At 76.2% G+C, this 19,258-nt stretch carries 4 protein-coding genes; all 4 read left to right on the forward strand.

Annotated features, from left to right (window positions below; genetic code table 11):
* Positions 1-32 precede the first annotated feature (32 nt).
* Genes ACRAKJ_RS15570 through ACRAKJ_RS15585 form a run of 4 tightly spaced genes read left to right on the forward strand, consistent with a single transcriptional unit; the run spans position 33 to position 19,233 of the window.
* A complete protein-coding gene (locus tag ACRAKJ_RS15570) occupies positions 33-15,008 on the forward strand; it encodes a type I polyketide synthase (RefSeq protein ID WP_438925349.1) in 14,976 nt (4,991 codons plus the stop codon).
* A gap of 7 nt (positions 15,009-15,015) precedes the next feature.
* The gene (locus tag ACRAKJ_RS15575; RefSeq protein ID WP_438925350.1) at positions 15,016-18,084 is read left to right on the forward strand and encodes a beta-ketoacyl synthase N-terminal-like domain-containing protein; all 3,069 of its coding nucleotides are present in this window, start codon (positions 15,016-15,018) and stop codon (positions 18,082-18,084) included.
* On the forward strand, positions 18,081-18,938 hold the full coding sequence (locus tag ACRAKJ_RS15580; RefSeq protein WP_438925351.1) for a 3-hydroxyacyl-CoA dehydrogenase NAD-binding domain-containing protein: 858 nt from the start codon (positions 18,081-18,083) through the stop codon (positions 18,936-18,938). Before ACRAKJ_RS15575 ends, ACRAKJ_RS15580 begins: the two co-directional genes overlap by 4 nt.
* A 43-nt stretch (positions 18,939-18,981) precedes the next feature.
* On the forward strand, positions 18,982-19,233 hold the full coding sequence (locus ACRAKJ_RS15585) for a phosphopantetheine-binding protein (RefSeq protein WP_438925352.1): 252 nt from the start codon (positions 18,982-18,984) through the stop codon (positions 19,231-19,233).
* The last annotated feature ends 25 nt before the right edge of the window (positions 19,234-19,258 follow it).

Consider the following 19,258-nt stretch of genomic DNA (forward strand, 5'->3'; position numbering starts at 1 on the left):
GGACCGGGCGCCACCGCAAGGAGGACCGCGGCATGACCACCGACGACCGGACGCTGGACTACCTCAAGAGGCTGACCACCGAACTCCGCGACACCCGGCGCAGGCTGCGCGAGGCCGAGGAGAGCGGGTCCGAGCCGCTGGCCGTCATCGGCATGGCCTGCCGGCTGCCCGGTGGGGTGACCTCCCCGGAGGAGCTGTGGGAGCTGGTGGTCCGGGACGGCGACGGCATCACCGGCTTCCCGACCAACCGGGGCTGGGACCTGGGGTCGCTCTACCACCCGGACCCGGAGCACCGCGGCACCAGCTACGCCGACGCGGGCGGTTTCCTCCACGACGCGGACGAGTTCGACGCGGGGTTCTTCGGCATCTCCCCCCGCGAGGCACTTGCCATGGACCCCCAGCAGCGGCTGCTGCTGGAGGTCGCCTGGGAGGCCGTGGAACGGGCCGGGCTGGACGCGGCCTCGTTGAAGGGCAGCGACACCGGCGTGTTCGCGGGCGCGATGCGCACCGAGTACGTGTCCGGGCTGGGCTCGGTGCCCGAGGACGTCGAGGGCTTCCTCGGCACCGGCTCGTCCAACAGCGTGCTGTCCGGCCGGCTGTCCTACTCGCTGGGCCTGGAGGGCCCGGCGGTCACCATCGACACGGCGTGCTCCTCCTCCCTGGTCGCCGTGCACCTGGCGGCGCACGCCCTGCGCTCCGGCGAGTGCTCGCTGGCGCTGGCGGCGGGCGTCACCGTGATGGCCACGCCGGAGACGTTCGTCGAGTTCTCCCGGCAGCGCGGCATGGCCCCCGACGGCCGCTGCAAGGCGTTCGCCGCGGCGGCCGACGGCACCGGCTGGTCCGAGGGCGTCGGCGTGCTGGTCCTGGAGAAGCTGTCCGACGCGCGCCGCAACGGCCACCGCGTGCTCGCGGTGGTGAAGGGCTCCGCCGTCAACCAGGACGGCGCGTCCAACGGCCTCACCGCCCCCAACGGCCCGTCGCAGCAGCGGGTCATCCGCGCGGCCCTCGCGAACGCCGGTCTGTCCACGGCGGACGTCGACGTGGTCGAGGCGCACGGCACCGGCACCACCCTCGGCGACCCCATCGAGGCGCAGGCGCTGCTCGCCACCTACGGCCAGGAGCGCACCGAGCCCCTCTACCTGGGCTCGATCAAGTCCAACATCGGCCACACCCAGGCCGCCGCCGGCGTCGCCGGGATCATCAAGGCGATCGAGTCGATGCGGCACGGCGTCCTGCCGCGCACGCTGCACGTGGACGAGCCGTCCCCGCACGTGGACTGGTCGGCGGGCGCGGTCGAGCTGCTCGCCGAGCAGCGCCCGTGGCCCGAGGTGGGCCGCCCCCGCCGCGCGGCCGTGTCGTCCTTCGGCCTGAGCGGCACCAACGCCCACGTCATCCTCGAACAGGCACCCGAGGTCGAGGAGACCGCCGAGACCGGCACGCCGCCCGCCGTCCTGCCGTGGGTGCTCTCCGCCCGCAGCCAGGAGGGCCTGCGCGCCCAGGCCGACCGCCTGCTCGCCGTCGCCACCGACACCGGCACCGACCCGCTGGACCTCGCCTGGTCGCTGGCCGGCACCCGCACGCCGCTCGAACGCCGCGCCGCGGTCGTCGGCTCGACCCGCGAGGACCTGGTGGCGGGCCTGACCGCGCTGGCCGCCGGCGAGCCCGCGGTGGGCGTGGTCGAGGGCGCGCCGCTGGTCGGCCGCACCGCGTTCCTGTTCTCCGGCATCGGCTCGCAGCGCGTCGGCATGGGCCGCGAGCTGCACGCCGCGTTCCCCGCCTACGCCGAGGCGTTCGACGCCGCCGCCGCCGCGCTCGACGAGCACCTGGACCGGCCGCTGGCCGAGGTCGTGTTCGGCGACGACCTGGACCTGCTCAGCCGCATGACCTACGCCCAGCCCGCCATGTTCGCGGTGCAGGTGGCGCTGTTCCGGCTGCTGGAGTCCTGGGGCGTGCGCCCCGACTTCGTCGTCGGCCACTCGGCGGGCGAGCTGGCCGCCGCGCACGTGGCCGGCGTGTGGACGCTCGCCGACGCGGCCCGGATGGTCGCCGCGCGCGGCCGGCTGATGGAGGCCCAGCCCGCGGGCGGGGCCATGGTCAGCGTGCAGGCCACCGAGGAGGAGGTCCGCGCCGAGCTGGTCGACGGCGTCGGCATCGGCGCGATCAACGGCCCGGACTCGGTCGTGCTCTCCGGCGACGAGGAGGCGACCCTCGCGGTGGCGGCCGTGTTCGCCGCCCGGGGCCGCAAGACCAAGCACCTGCGCATCACGCACGCCTCGCACTCCGCGCGCATCGACGGGATGCTCGCCGAGTTCGCCGAGGTCGCGGACGGCGTCACCTACCACGCGCCGCAGATCCCCGTGGTGTCCAACGTGACCGGCCGGCTGGCCGGCCCGGACGAGGTCACCACCCCCGGCTACTGGCCCCGGCACGTGCGGCAGCCGGTCCGCTTCGCCGACGGCGTCGCCTGGCTGCGCGCCGAGGGCGTCGTCCGGTTCGTCGAGCTGGGCCCGGACCCGGTGCTGGCCGGCGTGGTCGCGCGCGCCCTGCCCGACGACGCCGTGCTCAGCCTGCCGGTGCTGCGCGGCGACCGCCCCGAGCCGGTTACCGCGATGACCGCCCTGGCCGAGCTGCACGCCCGCGGCCAGCGCGTCGACTGGACCACCCACTTCGCGGGCACCGGGGCGCGCGCGGTGGACCTGCCGACCTACCCCTTCCAGCGGGAGAGCTTCTGGCTGCGCGGCACCGGCGCGGCGGGCGACCCGGCCGGGCTGGGCCTGGTCGACGCCGACCACCCGCTGCTGGGCGCCTCCGTCACCCTGGCCGACGGCGCCGGGCTGCTGTTCACCGGCCGGGTCTCGCGCACCACCCACCCGTGGCTGCTCGACCACGCCGTCGCGGGCACCGTGCTGGTGCCCGGCACCGCCCTGGTCGAACTGGCCCTGCGCGCGGGCGACGACGCCGGCTGCGCGCACCTGGAGGAACTGACCCTGCACGAACCGGTGCTGCTGGCCGACGCGCTGGACCTCCAGGTCGTGCTGACCGCGCCGGACGACTCCGGCCGCCGCGCCGTCACCCTGCACTCCCGCGCCACCGACGGCGAGTGGACGCGGCACGCCTCCGGCACGCTCGCGCCGTCCGCCCCGGCGGCCGGCTTCGACCTGGCCGAGTGGCCGCCCCGCGACGCCGCCCCCGTCGAGCTGGACGACGTCTACGAGGTCTTCGCCCGCAACGGCCTGGAGTACGGCCCGGTGTTCCGCGGCCTGCGCGCGGCCTGGCGGCGGGGCGACTCGGTGTTCGCCGAGGTCGCGCTGCCGACCGGCGGCGACGCGGAGAAGGACGCGGAGCGCTTCGGGCTGCACCCGGCGCTGCTCGACGCGGGCCTGCACGCCATCGGCCTGATGACCGGCGAGGGTGCCGGCGCCAAGCTGCCGTTCCTGTGGCAGGACATCGCCCTGTACGCCACCGGCGCCACCGCGCTGCGCCTGGAGCTGACGCCCGGTAGGTCCGGCGCGGTCACGCTGCGCGCGGCGGACGGCACCGGCGCGCCCGTCGCCGCGGTCGGCTCGCTGGTGCTGCGCGAGGTCGACGCCGAGCACTTCCGGGCGGCCGAGCCGACCGGGCTGGAATCGCTGTTCCGCCTGGAGTGGCGGCCCGTGCCCACGCCCGGGGCCGCTCCGGTCGAGTGGGCGCACTACGACTCCCTCCGGCACGACTCGCCGGCCGAGGACGTGCCGCCGGTCGTCGTGCTGCCCGTGAGCACCGGCGGCGACCCCGTCGCCGCCGCCCACGCCGCCACCCGCGACGTGCTGGCCGTGCTCCAGCGGTGGAGCGCCGAGGAGCGCTTCGCCGACACCACGCTGGTCGTGCTGACCCGTGACGCGGTCGACGCCGAGGTGGTCGACCCGGCCGCCGCCGCCGTGTGGGGCCTGGTGCGCTCCGCCCAGTCCGAGCAGCCCGGCCGGTACGTGCTGGTCGACACCGCGTCCGGCGGGATCGACCCCGACGTGCTGGCCGCCGCGCTGGCCACCGGCGAACCGCAGCTCGCCGTGCGCGACGGCGGGTTCACCGCGCTGCGCCTGGCCGCGGTGCCCGGCCGCGACGAGCTGGTCCCGCCCGCCGAGGGCGAGTGGCGGCTGGGCATGACCGAGCGCGGCAGCATCGACAACCTGCGCCTGGAACCGCGCGCCCTGGAGCCCCTGGCGCCCGGCGACATCCGCGTCGCCGTCGCCGCCGCGGGCCTCAACTTCCGCGACGCGCTCAACGTGCTCGGCATGTTCGAGGGCGACCCCGGCCCGCTGGGCAACGAGGTCGCGGGCATCGTGGTCGAGGTCGGCGACGACGTGCGCGACCTGGCCGTCGGCGACGCGGTGATGGGCGTCGCGGTCGGCGGCATCGGCACCGTCGCCACCGCCCAGCGCGCCATGGTCACCCGCGTCCCGGACGGCTGGTCGTTCGAGACCGCCGCGTCCGTGCCGCTGGTCTTCCTCACCGCCTACTTCGGCCTCAAGGAACTCGCCGGCCTGGCGGCCGGCGAGTCGGTGCTGATCCACGCGGGCGCGGGCGGCGTGGGCATGGCCGCCGCGCAGATCGCCCGCCACCTGGGCGCGGAGGTCTACAGCACCGCGAGCACCGGCAAGCAGGACGTCCTGCGCGGGTACGGCCTGGACGACGACCACATCGCCGACTCCCGCACCCTCGACTTCGAGGCGCACTTCCTGGCCGCCACCGCCGGGCGCGGCGTCGACGTCGTGCTCAACGCGCTGACCGGCGACTTCGTGGACGCCTCGCTGCGGCTGCTGCCGCGCGGCGGCCGGTTCATGGAGATGGGCAAGGTCGACCAGCGCGACCCGGCGGAGGTCGCCGAGCGGCACCCCGGCGTGCACTACCGCCCGTACGACCTGATCGAGGCCGGCCCGGAGCAGTTCACCCGGATGTGGGCCGAGGTCGTCGAGCTGTTCGACTCCGGCGCGCTCACCCCGCTGCCCGTGCGCACCTGGGACGTGCGCCGCGCCGCCGAGGCGTTCCGCTTCATCAGCCAGGCCAAGCACGTCGGCAAGCTCGTGCTGACCGTCCCGCGCGGCCCGGAGCACGACGGCACGGTGCTCGTCACCGGCGGCACCGGCGGCCTCGGCGGGATGCTGGCCCGCCACCTCGTGGTCGAGCACGGCGTCCGCCACCTGCTGCTGACCAGCCGCAGCGGCCCGGACGCGCCGGGCGCGGCGGAGCTGGCCGCCGAGCTGACCGGCCTGGGCGCGGAGGTCACGATCGCCGCCTGCGACGCGGCCGACCGCGCCGCCGTGGCCGCCCTGCTCGACGCCGTCCCCGCCGAGCACCCGCTGACCGGTGTCGTGCACTCGGCGGGCGTGCTGGACGACGGCCTGCTCGACGCGATGACCCCCGAGCGGCTGACCCGCGTGTTCGCGCCCAAGGTGGACGCCGCCTGGCACCTGCACGAGCTGACCCGGCACCTGCCGCTGCGCTGGTTCGTGCTGTTCTCCTCCGCCGCGGGCGTGCTGGGCAACGCGGGCCAGGCCAACTACGCCGCCGCCAACGGCTTCCTGGACGGCCTCGCCGCCCGCCGCCGCGCCGAGGGCCTCGCCGCCCAGTCGCTGGCCTGGGGCCTGTGGTCCGGCGGGATGCGCGGGCAGCTCGGCGACGAGGGCGAGGAGCGGATGCGGCGCAGCGGCTTCCCGCCGATCGCGCCCGTCGAGGGCATGGCCATGTTCGACCGGGCCCTCACCGTGGACCGGGCGGTCCTGCTCGCGCTGAAGCTGGACCGGGCCACCGTCCGCGGCATCGCCGCGGACACCCCGATCTCGCCGCTGGTGCGCGAGCTGGTCGGCGCGTCCGGCCGGGCCAAGGCCAAGGCCGCCGCCACCGGGCAGGCGGGCGAGCTGCACCGCCGGCTGGCCGGTCTCGACCGCGCCGCGCGCGACGAACTGCTGCTGGACCTCATCCGGCGCGAGGTCGCCGTGGTGCTGGGCCGCGCCGACTCGGCCGCGATCGAGGCGGACCGCGCGTTCAACGAGATCGGCTTCGACTCGCTGACCGCCGTCGAGCTGCGCAACCGGCTCGGCGCGGCCACCGGCCTGCGGCTGCCCGCGACGCTCGTCTTCGACTACCCGACGCCCGCCGCGCTGACCGACCTCCTGCGCACCGAGCTGGGCGGCGAGGACGTGGTGCGGGCGCAGGTCGTCGCGGCGGCCACCTCGGACGACCCGATCGTCATCGTCGGCATGGCCTGCCGCTACCCCGGCGGCGTCGGCTCGCCCGAGCAGCTGTGGCAGCTGGTCGCCGAGGGCCGCGACGGCGTGGGCCCGTTCCCCGACGACCGCGACTGGGACCTCGCCACCCTGTTCCACCCCGACCCCGACCACAAGGGGACGACCTACGCCTCCGAGGGCGCGTTCCTGACCGGCGCGGCCGACTTCGACGCGGACTTCTTCGGCATCAGCCCGCGCGAGGCGCTGGCGATGGACCCGCAGCAGCGGCAGGTGCTGGAGACCTCGTGGGAGGCCCTGGAGCGCGCGGGCATCGACCCGAGGTCGCTGCGCGGCACCCCGACCGGCGTGTTCGCCGGCGCGCTGTCCAACGACTACATCTCCCGGCTCACCGCGATCCCGGAGAACGTCGAGGGCTTCCTGGGCACCGCCTCGTTCGCGAGCGTGGTCTCCGGCCGCGTGTCCTACTCGCTCGGACTGGAGGGCCCGGCGGTCTCCGTGGACACGGCCTGCTCCTCGTCGCTGGTCGCGGTGCACCTGGCCGCGCAGGCGCTGCGCTCCGGCGAGTGCACGCTCGCCCTCGCGGGCGGCGTGAACGTGATGCCCTCGCCGAACATGTTCGTCGAGTTCTCCCGGCAGCGCGGCCTGGCCCGCGACGGCCGCTGCAAGCCGTTCGCCGCCGCCGCCGACGGCACGAACTGGGCCGAGGGCGTCGGCGTGCTGGTGCTGGAACGGCTGTCCGACGCGCGCCGCAACGGCCACCGCGTGCTCGCGGTGGTGAAGGGCTCCGCCGTCAACCAGGACGGCGCGTCCAACGGCCTCACCGCCCCGAACGGCCCGTCGCAGCAGCGCGTCATCCGCGCGGCGCTGGCCAACGCCGGACTGTCCACCTCGGACGTCGACGTGGTCGAGGCGCACGGCACCGGCACCCGCCTGGGCGACCCGATCGAGGCGCAGGCGCTGCTGGCCACCTACGGCCAGGACCGCGAGACGCCCCTGCTGCTCGGCTCGGTCAAGTCCAACATCGGCCACACCCAGGCCGCCGCCGGCGTCGCCGGGATCATCAAGATGGTCGAGGCGATGAACCGCGGCGTCGTCCCGCGCACCCTGCACCTCGACGAGCCCACCCCGCACGTCGACTGGTCGGCGGGCGAGGTCACCCTGCTCGCCGAGCAGGTCGAGTGGCCCGGGGTGGCCCGGCCGCGCCGGTCCGCGGTGTCGTCGTTCGGCATCAGCGGCACCAACGCCCACGTCATCCTGGAGCAGGCCCCGGCCGAGCCGGAGGCCCCGCGCGAGGTCGTGCCGCCCGCCGTCGTGCCGTGGGTGCTCTCCGGCGCGACCCCGGCGGCGGTGCGCGCCCAGGCGGCGTCGCTGCTGCCCAGCTCGGACTGGCCCAGCTCGGACCGGCCCGGCGCGGACCGGTCCGCCGGCGAGCCGGTGGACGTCGCCCTGTCGCTGGCCACCACCCGCGCCGCGCTGGAGCACCGGGCCGTCGTCGTCGGCGCGGACCGCGAGGAGCTGCTCGCCGGCCTCCGCGCGGTGGCCGACGGCGACCCGGGCGCGATCACCGGCACGGCCGCCGCCGGTCGGCTGGCCGCGCTGTTCACCGGTCAGGGCGCGCAGCGCGTCGGCATGGGACGCGAGCTGCACGACGCGTTCCCGGCCTTCGCCGCCGCCTACGACGAGGTGCTCGCGCACCTGCCCGGCGTCCGCGAGGTCGTCTTCGGGGACGACCCGGAACGCCTGGAGCGCACCGAGTTCGCCCAGCCCGCGCTGTTCGCGCTGGAGGTGGCCCTGTTCCGCCTCGTCGCCTCGTGGGGCGTGAAGCCGGACCTGCTCGCGGGCCACTCGGTCGGCGAGATCGCCGCCGCGCACGTGGCCGGGGTGTTCTCCCTGGCCGACGCGGCGGCGCTGGTCCTGGCCCGCGGCCGGCTGATGCAGGCGCTGCCGCCCGGCGGCGCGATGGTCGCCGTCGAGGCCACCGAGGACGAGGTCCGCCCGCACCTGACCGACGACGTGTCCCTGGCCGCCGTCAACGGCCCGCGCGCCGTCGTGCTCTCCGGCGCGGAGGGCCCGGTCCTCGCGGTGGCCGGTCGGTTCGCCGACCGCCGCACCACCCGGCTCACGGTCTCGCACGCCTTCCACTCCACGCTGGTCGACCCGATGCTCGCCGACTTCGCCGAGGTCGCCCGGGGCGTCACCTACGCCGAGCCGGCGATCCCGGTGGTCTCGACGCTGACCGGGCAGCTCGCCGACCGGCTCACCGACCCCGGCTACTGGGTCGAGCACGTGCGCGGCACCGTGCGGTTCGCCGACGCCGTGCGCACCCTGCACGAGCGGGGCGCGACCGCGTTCCTGGAGCTGGGCCCGGACGCGGTGCTGACCGCGATGGGCCGCGCCACCCTGCCGGAGGACGCGGTGTTCGCCGCCGCCCAGCGCAAGGACCGCGACCAGCCGCGCACCCTGCTCGCCGCGCTCGGCGCGCTGCACGCCCACGGCGTGCCCGTCGACTGGACCGCCTACCTCGACGGCAGCGGCGCCCGCGTGGTCGAGCTGCCGACCTACCCGTTCCAGCGCAAGCGCTACTGGCTGTCCGACCCCGGCGGCCCGGCCGCGACCGCGACCGGCGAGGACGCCCGGTTCTGGAAGGTCGTGGAGGGCGGCGACGTCGCCGAGCTGGCCGCCGAGCTGGACCTGCCCGACCACGGCGGGTCGCTGGGCGACGTGCTGCCCGCCCTGGCCCGCTGGCGGCGCGCCCGCGCGGTGGACTCCGAGGTCGACGACCTGGGCTACCACGCGCGGTGGGCGCCGTTCACGCCCGCCGCGACCGCGGCCACCGGCCGCTGGCTGCTGGTGACCCCGGCCCGCACCGACGACTGGTCCGCCGCCGCGCTCGCGGCGCTGGCGGGGGCCGAGGTCGACAGCGTCGTCCTCGACGCGCCCGACCGCGCCGCCGTGACCGCCGCGCTGGACGGCCTCGCGCCGTTCGACGGCGTGCTGTCGCTGGTCGCGCTGGACGAGACCGAGACCGACGGCCTGTCCTTCGGCGCCGAGGCCACCCTGTCGCTGGTCCAGGAGCTGTCCGCCCGCGAGTTCGGCGGTCCGCTGTGGACGCTCACCCGCCAGGCCGTCGCCACCGGGCCGCACGAGGCGCCGTCCTCCGCGCTCCAGGCGACGCTGTGGGGCTTCGGCCGCGCCGCGGCGCTGGAGCACCCGCGGCTGTGGGGCGGTCTGGTGGACGTGCCGGCCGAGCCGTCCGACCGGGTCCGCGCGCTGCTCGCGGGCGTGCTCACCGGTCCGCGCGGCGAGGACCAGGTCGCGCTGCGCGCGGCGGGCGCGTTCGGCCGCCGCCTGGTGCACGCCGCGCCCACCGAGCCGGAGCGCTCGTGGAAGCCCCGCGGCACGGTCCTGGTCACCGGCGGCACCGGCGGCCTCGGCGGCGTCGTGGCCCGCTGGCTCGTCGAGGCGGGCGCCGCGCACGTCGTGCTCGTCTCCCGCAGCGGCGAGGACGCCCCCGGCGCCGCCGCCCTGCGCGAGGAGCTGGGCGACCGGGTCACCGTCACCGCCTGCGACGTCGCCGACCGCGAGGCGCTCAGGACCGTCGTGGACGGCGTGCGCGACGACCTGCGCGCCGTGTTCCACCTCGCCGGCGTGCTCGACCTGGCGCTGATCGACGCGATGGACCGGGACCGCTACGCCGACGTGCTGCGCTCGAAGGTCGCCGGCACCCGCAACCTGGAGGAGCTGACCGAGGGCCTCGACCTCGACGCCTTCGTGCTGTTCTCCTCGATCGCCGCGTCCATCGGCAACGCCGTGCAGAGCGCCTACGGCGCGGCCAACGCCTACCTGGAGGCCGTCGCCCAGCAGCGCCGCGCCCGCGGCCTGCCCGGCACCTCGATCGCCTGGGGCCGCTGGGGCCAGGTCGGCATGGGCGTCGGCGAGCAGATCGACGCGATGCTCAGCGACCTGGGCGTGCCCACCATGGCGCCGGAGGTCGGCGTGGCCGCGCTGCGCCGCGCCCTCGACCGCGACGAGACCGCGCTGACCATCGCCTCCCTGGTGTGGGAGAAGTTCGCCCCGCCGTTCGGCGCGCTGCGGCCCAGCCCGCTGCTGGGCGACCTGCCCGAGGTCGTCGCCATCGCCGAGGCCGAGGCCCGCGAGACCGAGGAGGACGTCGAGGCCGCGGCCGCGTGGCGGACCCGGCTCGCCGGGATGCCCCCGGCCGAGCGCGAGCGCGTGCTGCTCGACCTCGTCCTCACGCACACCGCCGCCGTGCTCGGCCGCGACGGCACCGACGAGCCGATCGGCGCGAAGCAGCTGTTCACCAAGCTCGGCCTCGACTCGCTCACCGCGATCGAGCTGCGCACCCGGCTCAACACCGAGACCGGGCTGGCGCTGCCGCCGACCGCGGTCTTCGACCACCCGAGCCCGGCCGCCCTCGGCGCGCACCTGCTGGCCGAACTGGCGCCGCGGGGCGGGGAGGTCGCCGTGCACGGCCCCGCGCGGGTCGTCGCCGAACCGGGCCGGGAGATCGCCGTGGTCGGCATGTCCTGCCGGTTCCCCGGCGGCGGCGACGACCCCGACGCGTTCTGGCGCAACCTCGTGGAGGGCCGGGACGTCGTCCGGGAGGTCCCGGCGGACCGCTGGGACGCGGCCGAGTTCTACGACCCGGACCGCACCGCGCCCGGCAAGGCGTACACCCAGCAGGGCGCGTTCGTGACCGACATCGCGGGCTGGGACGCCGGGTTCTTCGGCCTCTCCCCGCAGGAGGCGCGCCGCCTCGACCCCACGTTCCGGCTGCTCATGGAGCTGGTGTGGGAGGCGCTGGAGGACGCCTCGCTGACCGCCGAGGAGCTGCGCGGCAGCCGCACCGGCGTGTTCGCCGGGCTGATCGACACCATCCAGTACTCGATGCGCCAGCTGGAGGCCGACGGCATCGAGGCGTCCGACGACCCGTACTTCGGCCTGGGCAGCTCGCTGTCCGCCGCCGCGGGCCGCATCGCGCACCACCTCGACCTGCACGGGCCCTGCCTGACCGTGGACACGGCGTGCTCCTCCGCGCTGAGCGCCGCGCACCTGGCCGTGCAGAGCCTGCGCCGCGGCGAGTGCGACATCGCGATCGTCGGCGCCAGCTCGGCGATCATCAACCCGGACCTGTTCGTGCAGAACAGCAAGATGAGCATGCTCGCCGCCGACGGCCGCACCAAGACCTTCGACGAGTCCGCCGACGGCTACGTCATGGGCGAGGGCGGCGGCGTGGTCGTGCTGCGCCGCGCCGAGGACGTCGGCGCCGGCCGGCGCGCCCGCGCGATCATCCGCGGCAGCGCCACCAACCAGGACGGCCGCAGCAACGGCCTGACCGCGCCCAACCGGGCCGCGCAGACCGCCGTCATCCGCGCCGCCCTGGCCGACGCGGGCGCGACCCCGGACGAGGTCGGCTACGTCGAGGCGCACGGCTCGGGCACCCAGCTCGGCGACGCCATCGAGATCACCGCGCTGGGCGAGGTCTTCGGCGACCGCGCCGCCCCCGAACCGCTGTTCGTGGGCGCGGTCAAGACCAACGTCGGCCACACCCTGGCCGCGGCGGGCATGGCCGGCCTGGTCAAGACCGTGCTGGCGCTGGAGCACGGCACCCTGCCGGGCAACCTGCACATGGAGAAGCCCAACTCGGTGATCGTGCCGGACGGCCCGGTGCGGCCGGTGCCGGGCGCGCGGCCCTTCCCGGCCGACGCGGACGGCGTGCTGCGCGCGGGCGTCAGCTCCTTCGGCTGGTCCGGCTCCAACGTCCACTTCGTCCTGGAGCGCGCGCCGGAACCCGAGGCGCCGCGACCGGGCGAGCCGTGGCAGCTGCTGGCGGTGTCCGGGCACGGCGAGGCCGCCCTGCGGGAGAACGCCGAGGCGCTGGCCGACCACCTGGAGGCGCACCCCGAGCTGGACCTGGCCGACGTCGCCCACACCACCAGGGCCGGGCGGACCGCGCTGCCGGTGCGGTCGGCGCTGCTGGTGCGCGACACCGCCGACGCCGTCGCCGCCCTGCGGGCCGGCATCACCGGCTCGGTGGTGGAGGACGAACGGCGCTCCGCCCTGCTGCTCCCCGGCACGCCGGGCGCGTGGCGGGGGACGACGGGTGAGCTGTACCGCACCGAACCGGCGTTCCGCGCCGCGGTCGACGAGTGCGCGGCCCTGCTCAACGGCCGCGTGGACCTGCACGACGCGCTCTACGGGGAGGGCGGCGGCGCCGACCCGGCCCTCGTCGAGCGGGCCGCGGTGTTCGCCGTGGAGTACGCCCTGGCGCGGCTGCTGGCCGCCTGGGACCTGCTCCCGGCCGCCGTCCTCGGCCGCGGGGTCGGCGAGTGCGTCGCCGCGGTCGTCGGCGGCCTGGTCCCGACCGGCGCCGGCCTGGCCCTCGCGCTGGACGGCACCGTGCCCGCCACCGCGACCGACGCCCTGATCACCGTCGTGTCCCCGCGCACCGGGGCCCCGATCACCGCGGCGGAGGTGCGCGACCCCGCCTACTGGGCCGCCGACACCGACCGCTTCGCCGACGGCCTGCTCACCCTGGGCCGGCACGCCGAGGTCCTGGTCGAGGCCGGGCTGGGCGAGGCGGGCGCGGAGGCCGCGGGCGAGTACCTGGCCCGCACCCCCGTGGTGTCGCTGCTGCCGGACCCCGTGCCCGGCGCGGACCGGCGCGGCTGGCTGGCCGCCCTCGGCGCGCTGTGGGAGCACGGCGTGCCGGTGGGCTGGGCGCGCGGCGCGGGGGAGGACCGCCGGTTCGTCCCGCTGCCCGCGTACCGCTTCCAGCGCACCCGCTACTGGCCGCAGACCGCCGCGCGCGGCGCGGACCGGTCCCTCGGCGACCTGGCCGCCGCGCCCGAGCGGGCCGCCGACCGGCTCGTCTACGACGGCCTCAAGGCGTACGCGCCGACCTGGCGCCGCGACAGCACCCGCCCGGCGCCCGCCGAGCCCGGACCGCTGGTGCTGCTCGCCGACGACGGCTGGTTCGCCGACCGGTTCGCCGCGCTGGCCACCGCCGCCGGTCACCGGGTGGTGCGCCCCGAGCCCGGTCGCGCCGACGTGGACGACTACCGCGCGCTGCTGGCCGGCACGCCCGGCGCCCCGCTGCGCGTCGTGCACGCCCACGGCCTGGCCGACACCGCCCTGGAACGCGGCTTCTTCGACCTGATGAGGCTGGGCAAGGCCATCGGCGCGGAGTGCGCCGACCGCCGGGTGGAGCTGCTCACCCTGGCCGCCGGCGGGTTCGACGTGCTCGGCGGCGACGCCCGCGACCCGCACGCGGCGACCATCGCCGCGGTCACCGACAGCATCGCCGCCGAGTACCCGCTGGTGCGCTCGCAGTACGCGGACTTCGGCGACGACGTCGGCTCGGGCGGCGACCCGGCCGCCCAGGCGCTGCGCGAGCTGGACGCCCTGGCCGCCTCCACCGCCGGCACCGTCGACGGCATCGGCGTGGTGGCCTGGCGCGGCGGTCGCCGCTGGGTGCGCGACTTCGACGAGGTCGAGCTGCCCGAGGTCGACGACGCCGACGCCTGGCGCCCCAACGGCGTCTACCTGATCACGGGCGGCCTGGGCGCGCTCGGCCTCGCGCTCGCCCGGCGGCTGGCCGGGATCGGCGCGCGGCTGGCGCTCACCGGCCGGACCGCGCTGCCGCCGGAGGACACCTGGGACGCGTGGATCGCCGAGAAGGGCGTGGACGACCGGACCAGCGGCGTGCTGCTGGCCGTGCGCGAGCTGCGCGCGCTGGGCGCCGAGGTGCTCGTCGCCCAGGCCGACGTCAGCGACCCCGAGCAGGTCGGCCCGCTGGTGCGCCGGGTCCGCGAGCACTACGGCGAGCTGCACGGCGTCGTGCACGCGGCCGGCGTCGCGGGCGGCGGCCTGCTGCAGAACCGCAGCGAGGAGCAGGCGGCGGCGGTGCTGGCCCCGAAGGTGGCGGGCACCCTGGCGCTGGCCGACGCGCTGCGCGCCGACCCGGTGGAGCTGCTGGTGCTCTACTCGTCCATGGTCACGCTGACCGTCGACGTCGGCGAGACCGACTACTCCGCGGCCAACGCCTTCCTCGACTCGTTCGCCGTCGCGGAGGCCGTCACCGGCGGGGTGGCGAAGAAGGTCGTCTCGGTCGCCTGGGGCCCCTGGCAGCTCGACCCGTGGACCACGGCGGGCCTGGCCGGTTCGGCCGAGGCGCAGGAGGAGTCCCGGAAGTTCCGCGAGGAGCTCGGCATCCCCACCGACGAGGGCACCGGGCTGCTGTCCCGCGTCGTCGCCTCGGACCAGGCGCAGGTCACCGTGTCGCCGATCAAGCTCACCGACGTGCTGGCCGCGCTGGCGCAGATGGGCACGACGGACGCGCTGGTCGGCGGCGGCCTGACCGAGTCCACCGGCGAGCGCTACCCGCGCCCGGACCTGCGCGTGCCCTACGTGGCCCCGCGCACCCCGGTCGAGGAGCGGGTGGGCGTGGTGTGGCAGGACTGCCTGGGCCTGGAGCGCGTCGGCGTCAACGACCCGTTCTTCGACCTCGGCGGCACCTCGCTGATCGGCATGGTGGTGATCGGCCGGGTGGGCAAGGAGTTCGGCGTCGAGCTGGCCCCGGCCACCCTCTTCGAGAAGCCGACCATCGCCGAGTTCGCGACGCTGCTCGACCGGACGGGCGCCGCCGGGAACGCGGCCGAGCCCGAACCCACCGTCGACGCCGAGGACGTTTCCGCGCGCGGTGAACGCCGTCGCGCCCGCGCTGCCGGCCTGCGCAAGCGCCAGGGCCGGACCGGAAGGTGAGGACCCGATGACCAGCCCAGAGCCGACCACGCGAGAGTCGGACACCCGAGAGTCGGCCACCGCGGGCCGCGACACCAGCGGCGACATCGCGATCGTCGGCATGGCCGGGAACTTCCCGGGCGCGCCCGACATCGCCCGCTTCTGGACCGAGCTGTGCGCCGGCCGCGACGGCATCACCCGGATGAGCCGCGACGAGCTGCTCGCAGCCGGGGTGTCCCCGGCGCTGGTGGACGACCCGGCGTTCGTCCCCGCGGCGGGCCTGCTGGAGGGCGTCGACCTGTTCGACGCCGACTTCTTCGGCTACCGCGCCGCCGAGGCCGAGCTGCTGGACCCGCAGCAGCGCCTGTTCCTGGAGTGCGCGTGGCACGCGCTGGAGGACGCCGGCGTCGACCCCGGCCGGGTCGAGGGCCTGGTGGGCGTGTTCGCCGGCAGCGCGCCGCCCGCCTACCTGCTGTCGAACCTGTTCCAGGACGAGGCCACCGTGCTCGCCCACGGGCCGGACCGGCTGCTGCTGCTCAACGAGAAGGACCTGCTCGCCTCCCGCCTGTCCTACGCGCTGGACCTGACCGGCCCGTCGATGAGCGTGCAGAGCTGCAGCTCCACCGCGCTGGTCGCGGTGGCCCAGGGGTGCGGCAGCCTGCTCACCGGCGAGTCCGACCTCGTCGTCGCGGGCGCGGTGTCGGTCGTCGTCCCGCAGGACCCCGGCTACCTCTACCGCCCGGGCAGCCTGTTCGCCCCGGACGGCGTGAACCGCGTCCTCGACGCCGGCGCCAACGGCAAGCTCCCCGGCAACGGCCTGGGCGTCGTCGTGCTGCGCAGGCTGGAGGACGCGGTGGCCGACGGCGACCGGGTCTACGCGGTCATCCGCGGCTGGGCGGTCAACCACGAGGGCAGCCGGGGCCGCCAGGGCTTCGACCTGCCGGGCGTGCCGGGGCAGGCCGCCGTGGTCGCCGAGGCGCTGGCCGCCGCCGACGTGGAACCGGACGAGGTCGACCACGTCGAGGCGTCCGTGATGGGCACGTCGTTCGGCGACATCGCCGAGATCCGCGCGCTCCAGGAGGTCTTCGACGTGCCCGGCGTCGAGCGGGTGACGCTCGGCTCGACGGACGCCAACCTGGGCCACATCAACCAGGCCGGCGGCATCGCCCGGCTCATCAAGGCCGCGCTCGCCCTGCACCACGAGCAGCTGCCGCCCGCGGTGAACTTCACCGCGCCCAACCCGCAGCTCGCCCGCTCCGGCGACAAGCTGGTGGTGGTCGACGAGCTGACCGACTGGCCGCGCGGCGAGCGGCCCCGGCTGGCCGGCGTCAGCGCGTTCGGCTTCGGCGGCACCGACGCCCACGTGGTGCTGGAGGAGGCACCCGAGGAGGAGGCGCCGGACCGGGGCGTCGAGCGCCCGCACCAGCTGCTGATCTGGTCGGGCCGCACGCCGGCCGCCGCCGACGCCGCGACCGGCCGCCTGGCCGACAGCGCCGCCGGGTGGTCGGACCTGGCCGACGTCGCCTACACGCTCCAGTACGGCCGCAAGGCGTTCGAGCACCGGCGGATGACCGTGGCGACGGGCCCCGCCGACGCGGCGGACGCGCTGTCCTCGCCGACCCGGGTGCTCGCCGCCGCCGACGTGGCCCCGCGCCGCGCCGGGTTCCTGCTCACCGGCGTGGGCGAGCAGTACGACGGCATGGTGGCCGGCCTGTACGCCACCGAGCCGGTGTTCCGGGACGCGCTCGACGAGTGCGCCGAGCTGTTCCGGGCGCACCTGGGCTTCGACCCGGTCGCCCGCCTGGTCGGCCCCCGGGCCGCGGGCGGCGGCGACCTCGCCCGGCTGTTGGGCCGGGCGACCGACGACGGGCCCGCCGACACCACCGTCGTCCAGCCGGGCGTCTTCGCGGTGGACCACGCGCTGGGCGTGCTGCTGCGCACCTGGGGCGTCCGCCCGGCGGTGCTGGCCGGCTACAGCGTCGGCGAGTTCGCCGCGGCGGCGCTGGCGGGCAGCCTCACCCTGGAGGAGGCGACCGCGCTGGTCGCCACCCGGGCCCGGCTGATCTCGGCGCTGCCCGCGGGCGCGATGGCCGCGGTGCCGCTGTCGGTCGAGGAGCTGACCCGCACCGCGGGCGACCCCGCCGGGTTCGGCCTCGACGTGGCCGCGGTCAACGGGCCGCGCGCGGTCGTGGTGTCCGGACCGGCCGACGGGATCGCCGAGCTGGCCGGGAAGCTGGCCACCCGCGACATCCCGGTCCGGCCGCTGCGCACCTCGCACGCCTTCCACTCCCGCGCGCTGCGCCCCGTCGCCGCCGAGCTGACCGCCTGGGCGCGGGCCAACCTGAAGCCCGCCGAGCCCGAGGTGCCCTACCTGTCCAACGTCACCGGCCTGCCGATCACCGCCAGGCAGCTGGCCGACCCGGGCTACTGGGCCGAGCACATGTGCCGGCCGGTGCGCTTCGCCACCATGATCGGCCACCTCGCCGCCGAGCACCCGGGCACCGCGCTGGTGGAGCTGGGCGCGGGCCAGTCGCTGGGCGGCATGTTCCGCGGCCACCCCGGGTTCCCGCAGGACGCCTGGGCGCACCTCGTGCCCACGCTGCCCGGCGAGGCCGACCCGAGGCCGGACACCGAGGCGCTGGCCGAGGCGCTGGGCAGGCTGTGGCTGTCCGGCGTGGACGTCGACTGGCGCGCCCACCACGAGGGCCGCTCGCCGCGCAAGACGACCCTGCCGGGCTACGCCTTCCAGCGCGAGCGGCACTGGGTCGAGCCCACCGCCGGACCGGCCCTCGACGTCGCGCTCGGCGCCCGCGAGGCCGACCCGCTCGCCGGCCGACCGGTCTACCTGGTCGAGGGCGACACCGACCCGGCCGGCCGCGCGCTCGCCGTCCGCCTGGGCGCCGAGCTGGGCGCCACCGTCGTGTTCGCCGACGAGTTCGGCGGACCGGCCGACGACGTGGTCGAAGCGGTGCGGCGCGCGCACGGCCGCGTCGACGGCGTGCTCGGCGCCGCCCCCGGCCCCACGAGCACCGTCCCCACGAGCACCGTCCCCACGAGCACCGTCCCCACGAACAACGCAGTCAAGGAGGAGCGATGACCATCGTCGGAGTGGTCGGCGCCGGTGTCATGGGCACCGGCGTCGCCCAGGACCTCGCGCAGCACGGGCACCAGGCGGTCCTGGTGGACCGCGACCCGGACGCCCTGACCAGGGCGCTGGAGCGGATCGAGCTGGAGTGCCGGATGGCCCGGATGCTCGGCCGCCCCGAGGTCGACGCGGCCGAGGTGCTGTCCCGGATCACCACCGGCACGTCGCTGGAGCTGCTGGCCGAGGCGGAGGTGGTCATCGAGAACATCACCGAGAGCTGGCAGCTCAAGAGCGCCCTGTACCCGCAGCTGGACGCGGCGTGCAAGGCCGACACCGTGTTCGTGGTCAACACCTCGGCCATCCCGATCACCAAGGTCGCCGCGCTGACCTCGCGCCCGGACAAGGTCATGGGCGTGCACTTCATGAACCCGGTGCCGATGAAGCCGGCCTGCGAGTTCATCCCCGGCTACCACACCAGCGAGCAGACCAAGGACACCGTCCGCGCGCTGCTGGAGTCCATCGGCAAGAAGCCCATCCCGGTCAAGGACGCCTCCGGCTTCGTGTCCAACCGGGTGCTGATGCTGACCGTCAACGAGGCCGCGTTCCTGGTCCACGAGGGCGTCGCCGACGCCGAGACCGTGGACGAGGTGTTCCGCAGCTGCTTCGGCCACCCGATGGGCCCGCTGGAGACCGCCGACCTGATCGGCGTGGACACGATCCTCTACAGCGTCGAAGTGCTCTACGAGCAGTTCAACGACAGCAAGTACCGCCCCTGCCCGCTGCTCAAGCAGATGACCGACGCGGGCCTGCACGGCCGCAAGACCGGCAAGGGCTTCCACACCTACCACGGCGTCGGCGCGGGCTGACCGGCGCCGCACCCACCACATCACCACGAGAGAGGCCCAGAGCATGTCGCAGGACGTCCGCACCGAGATCCGCTCCTTCATCGCCGCGAAGTTCCCCCGGCTGAGCTTCACCGACGAGCAGGACATCTTCGCCCTCGGCTTCGTGAACTCCCTGTTCGCGATGGAGCTGGTCATGTTCATCGAGAAGGCGTTCGCCACGCGCATCCCCAACGAGGAGCTGATGCTGGACAACTTCCGCACGGTGGAGCGGATGACCGAGCTCGTGCAGCGGCGCACCGCCGCTGCCGCGCACTGAGCCGGGCGGTCGACGTGTCAGTGGA

The organism is Saccharothrix sp. DSM 118769 (assembly GCF_052936295.1).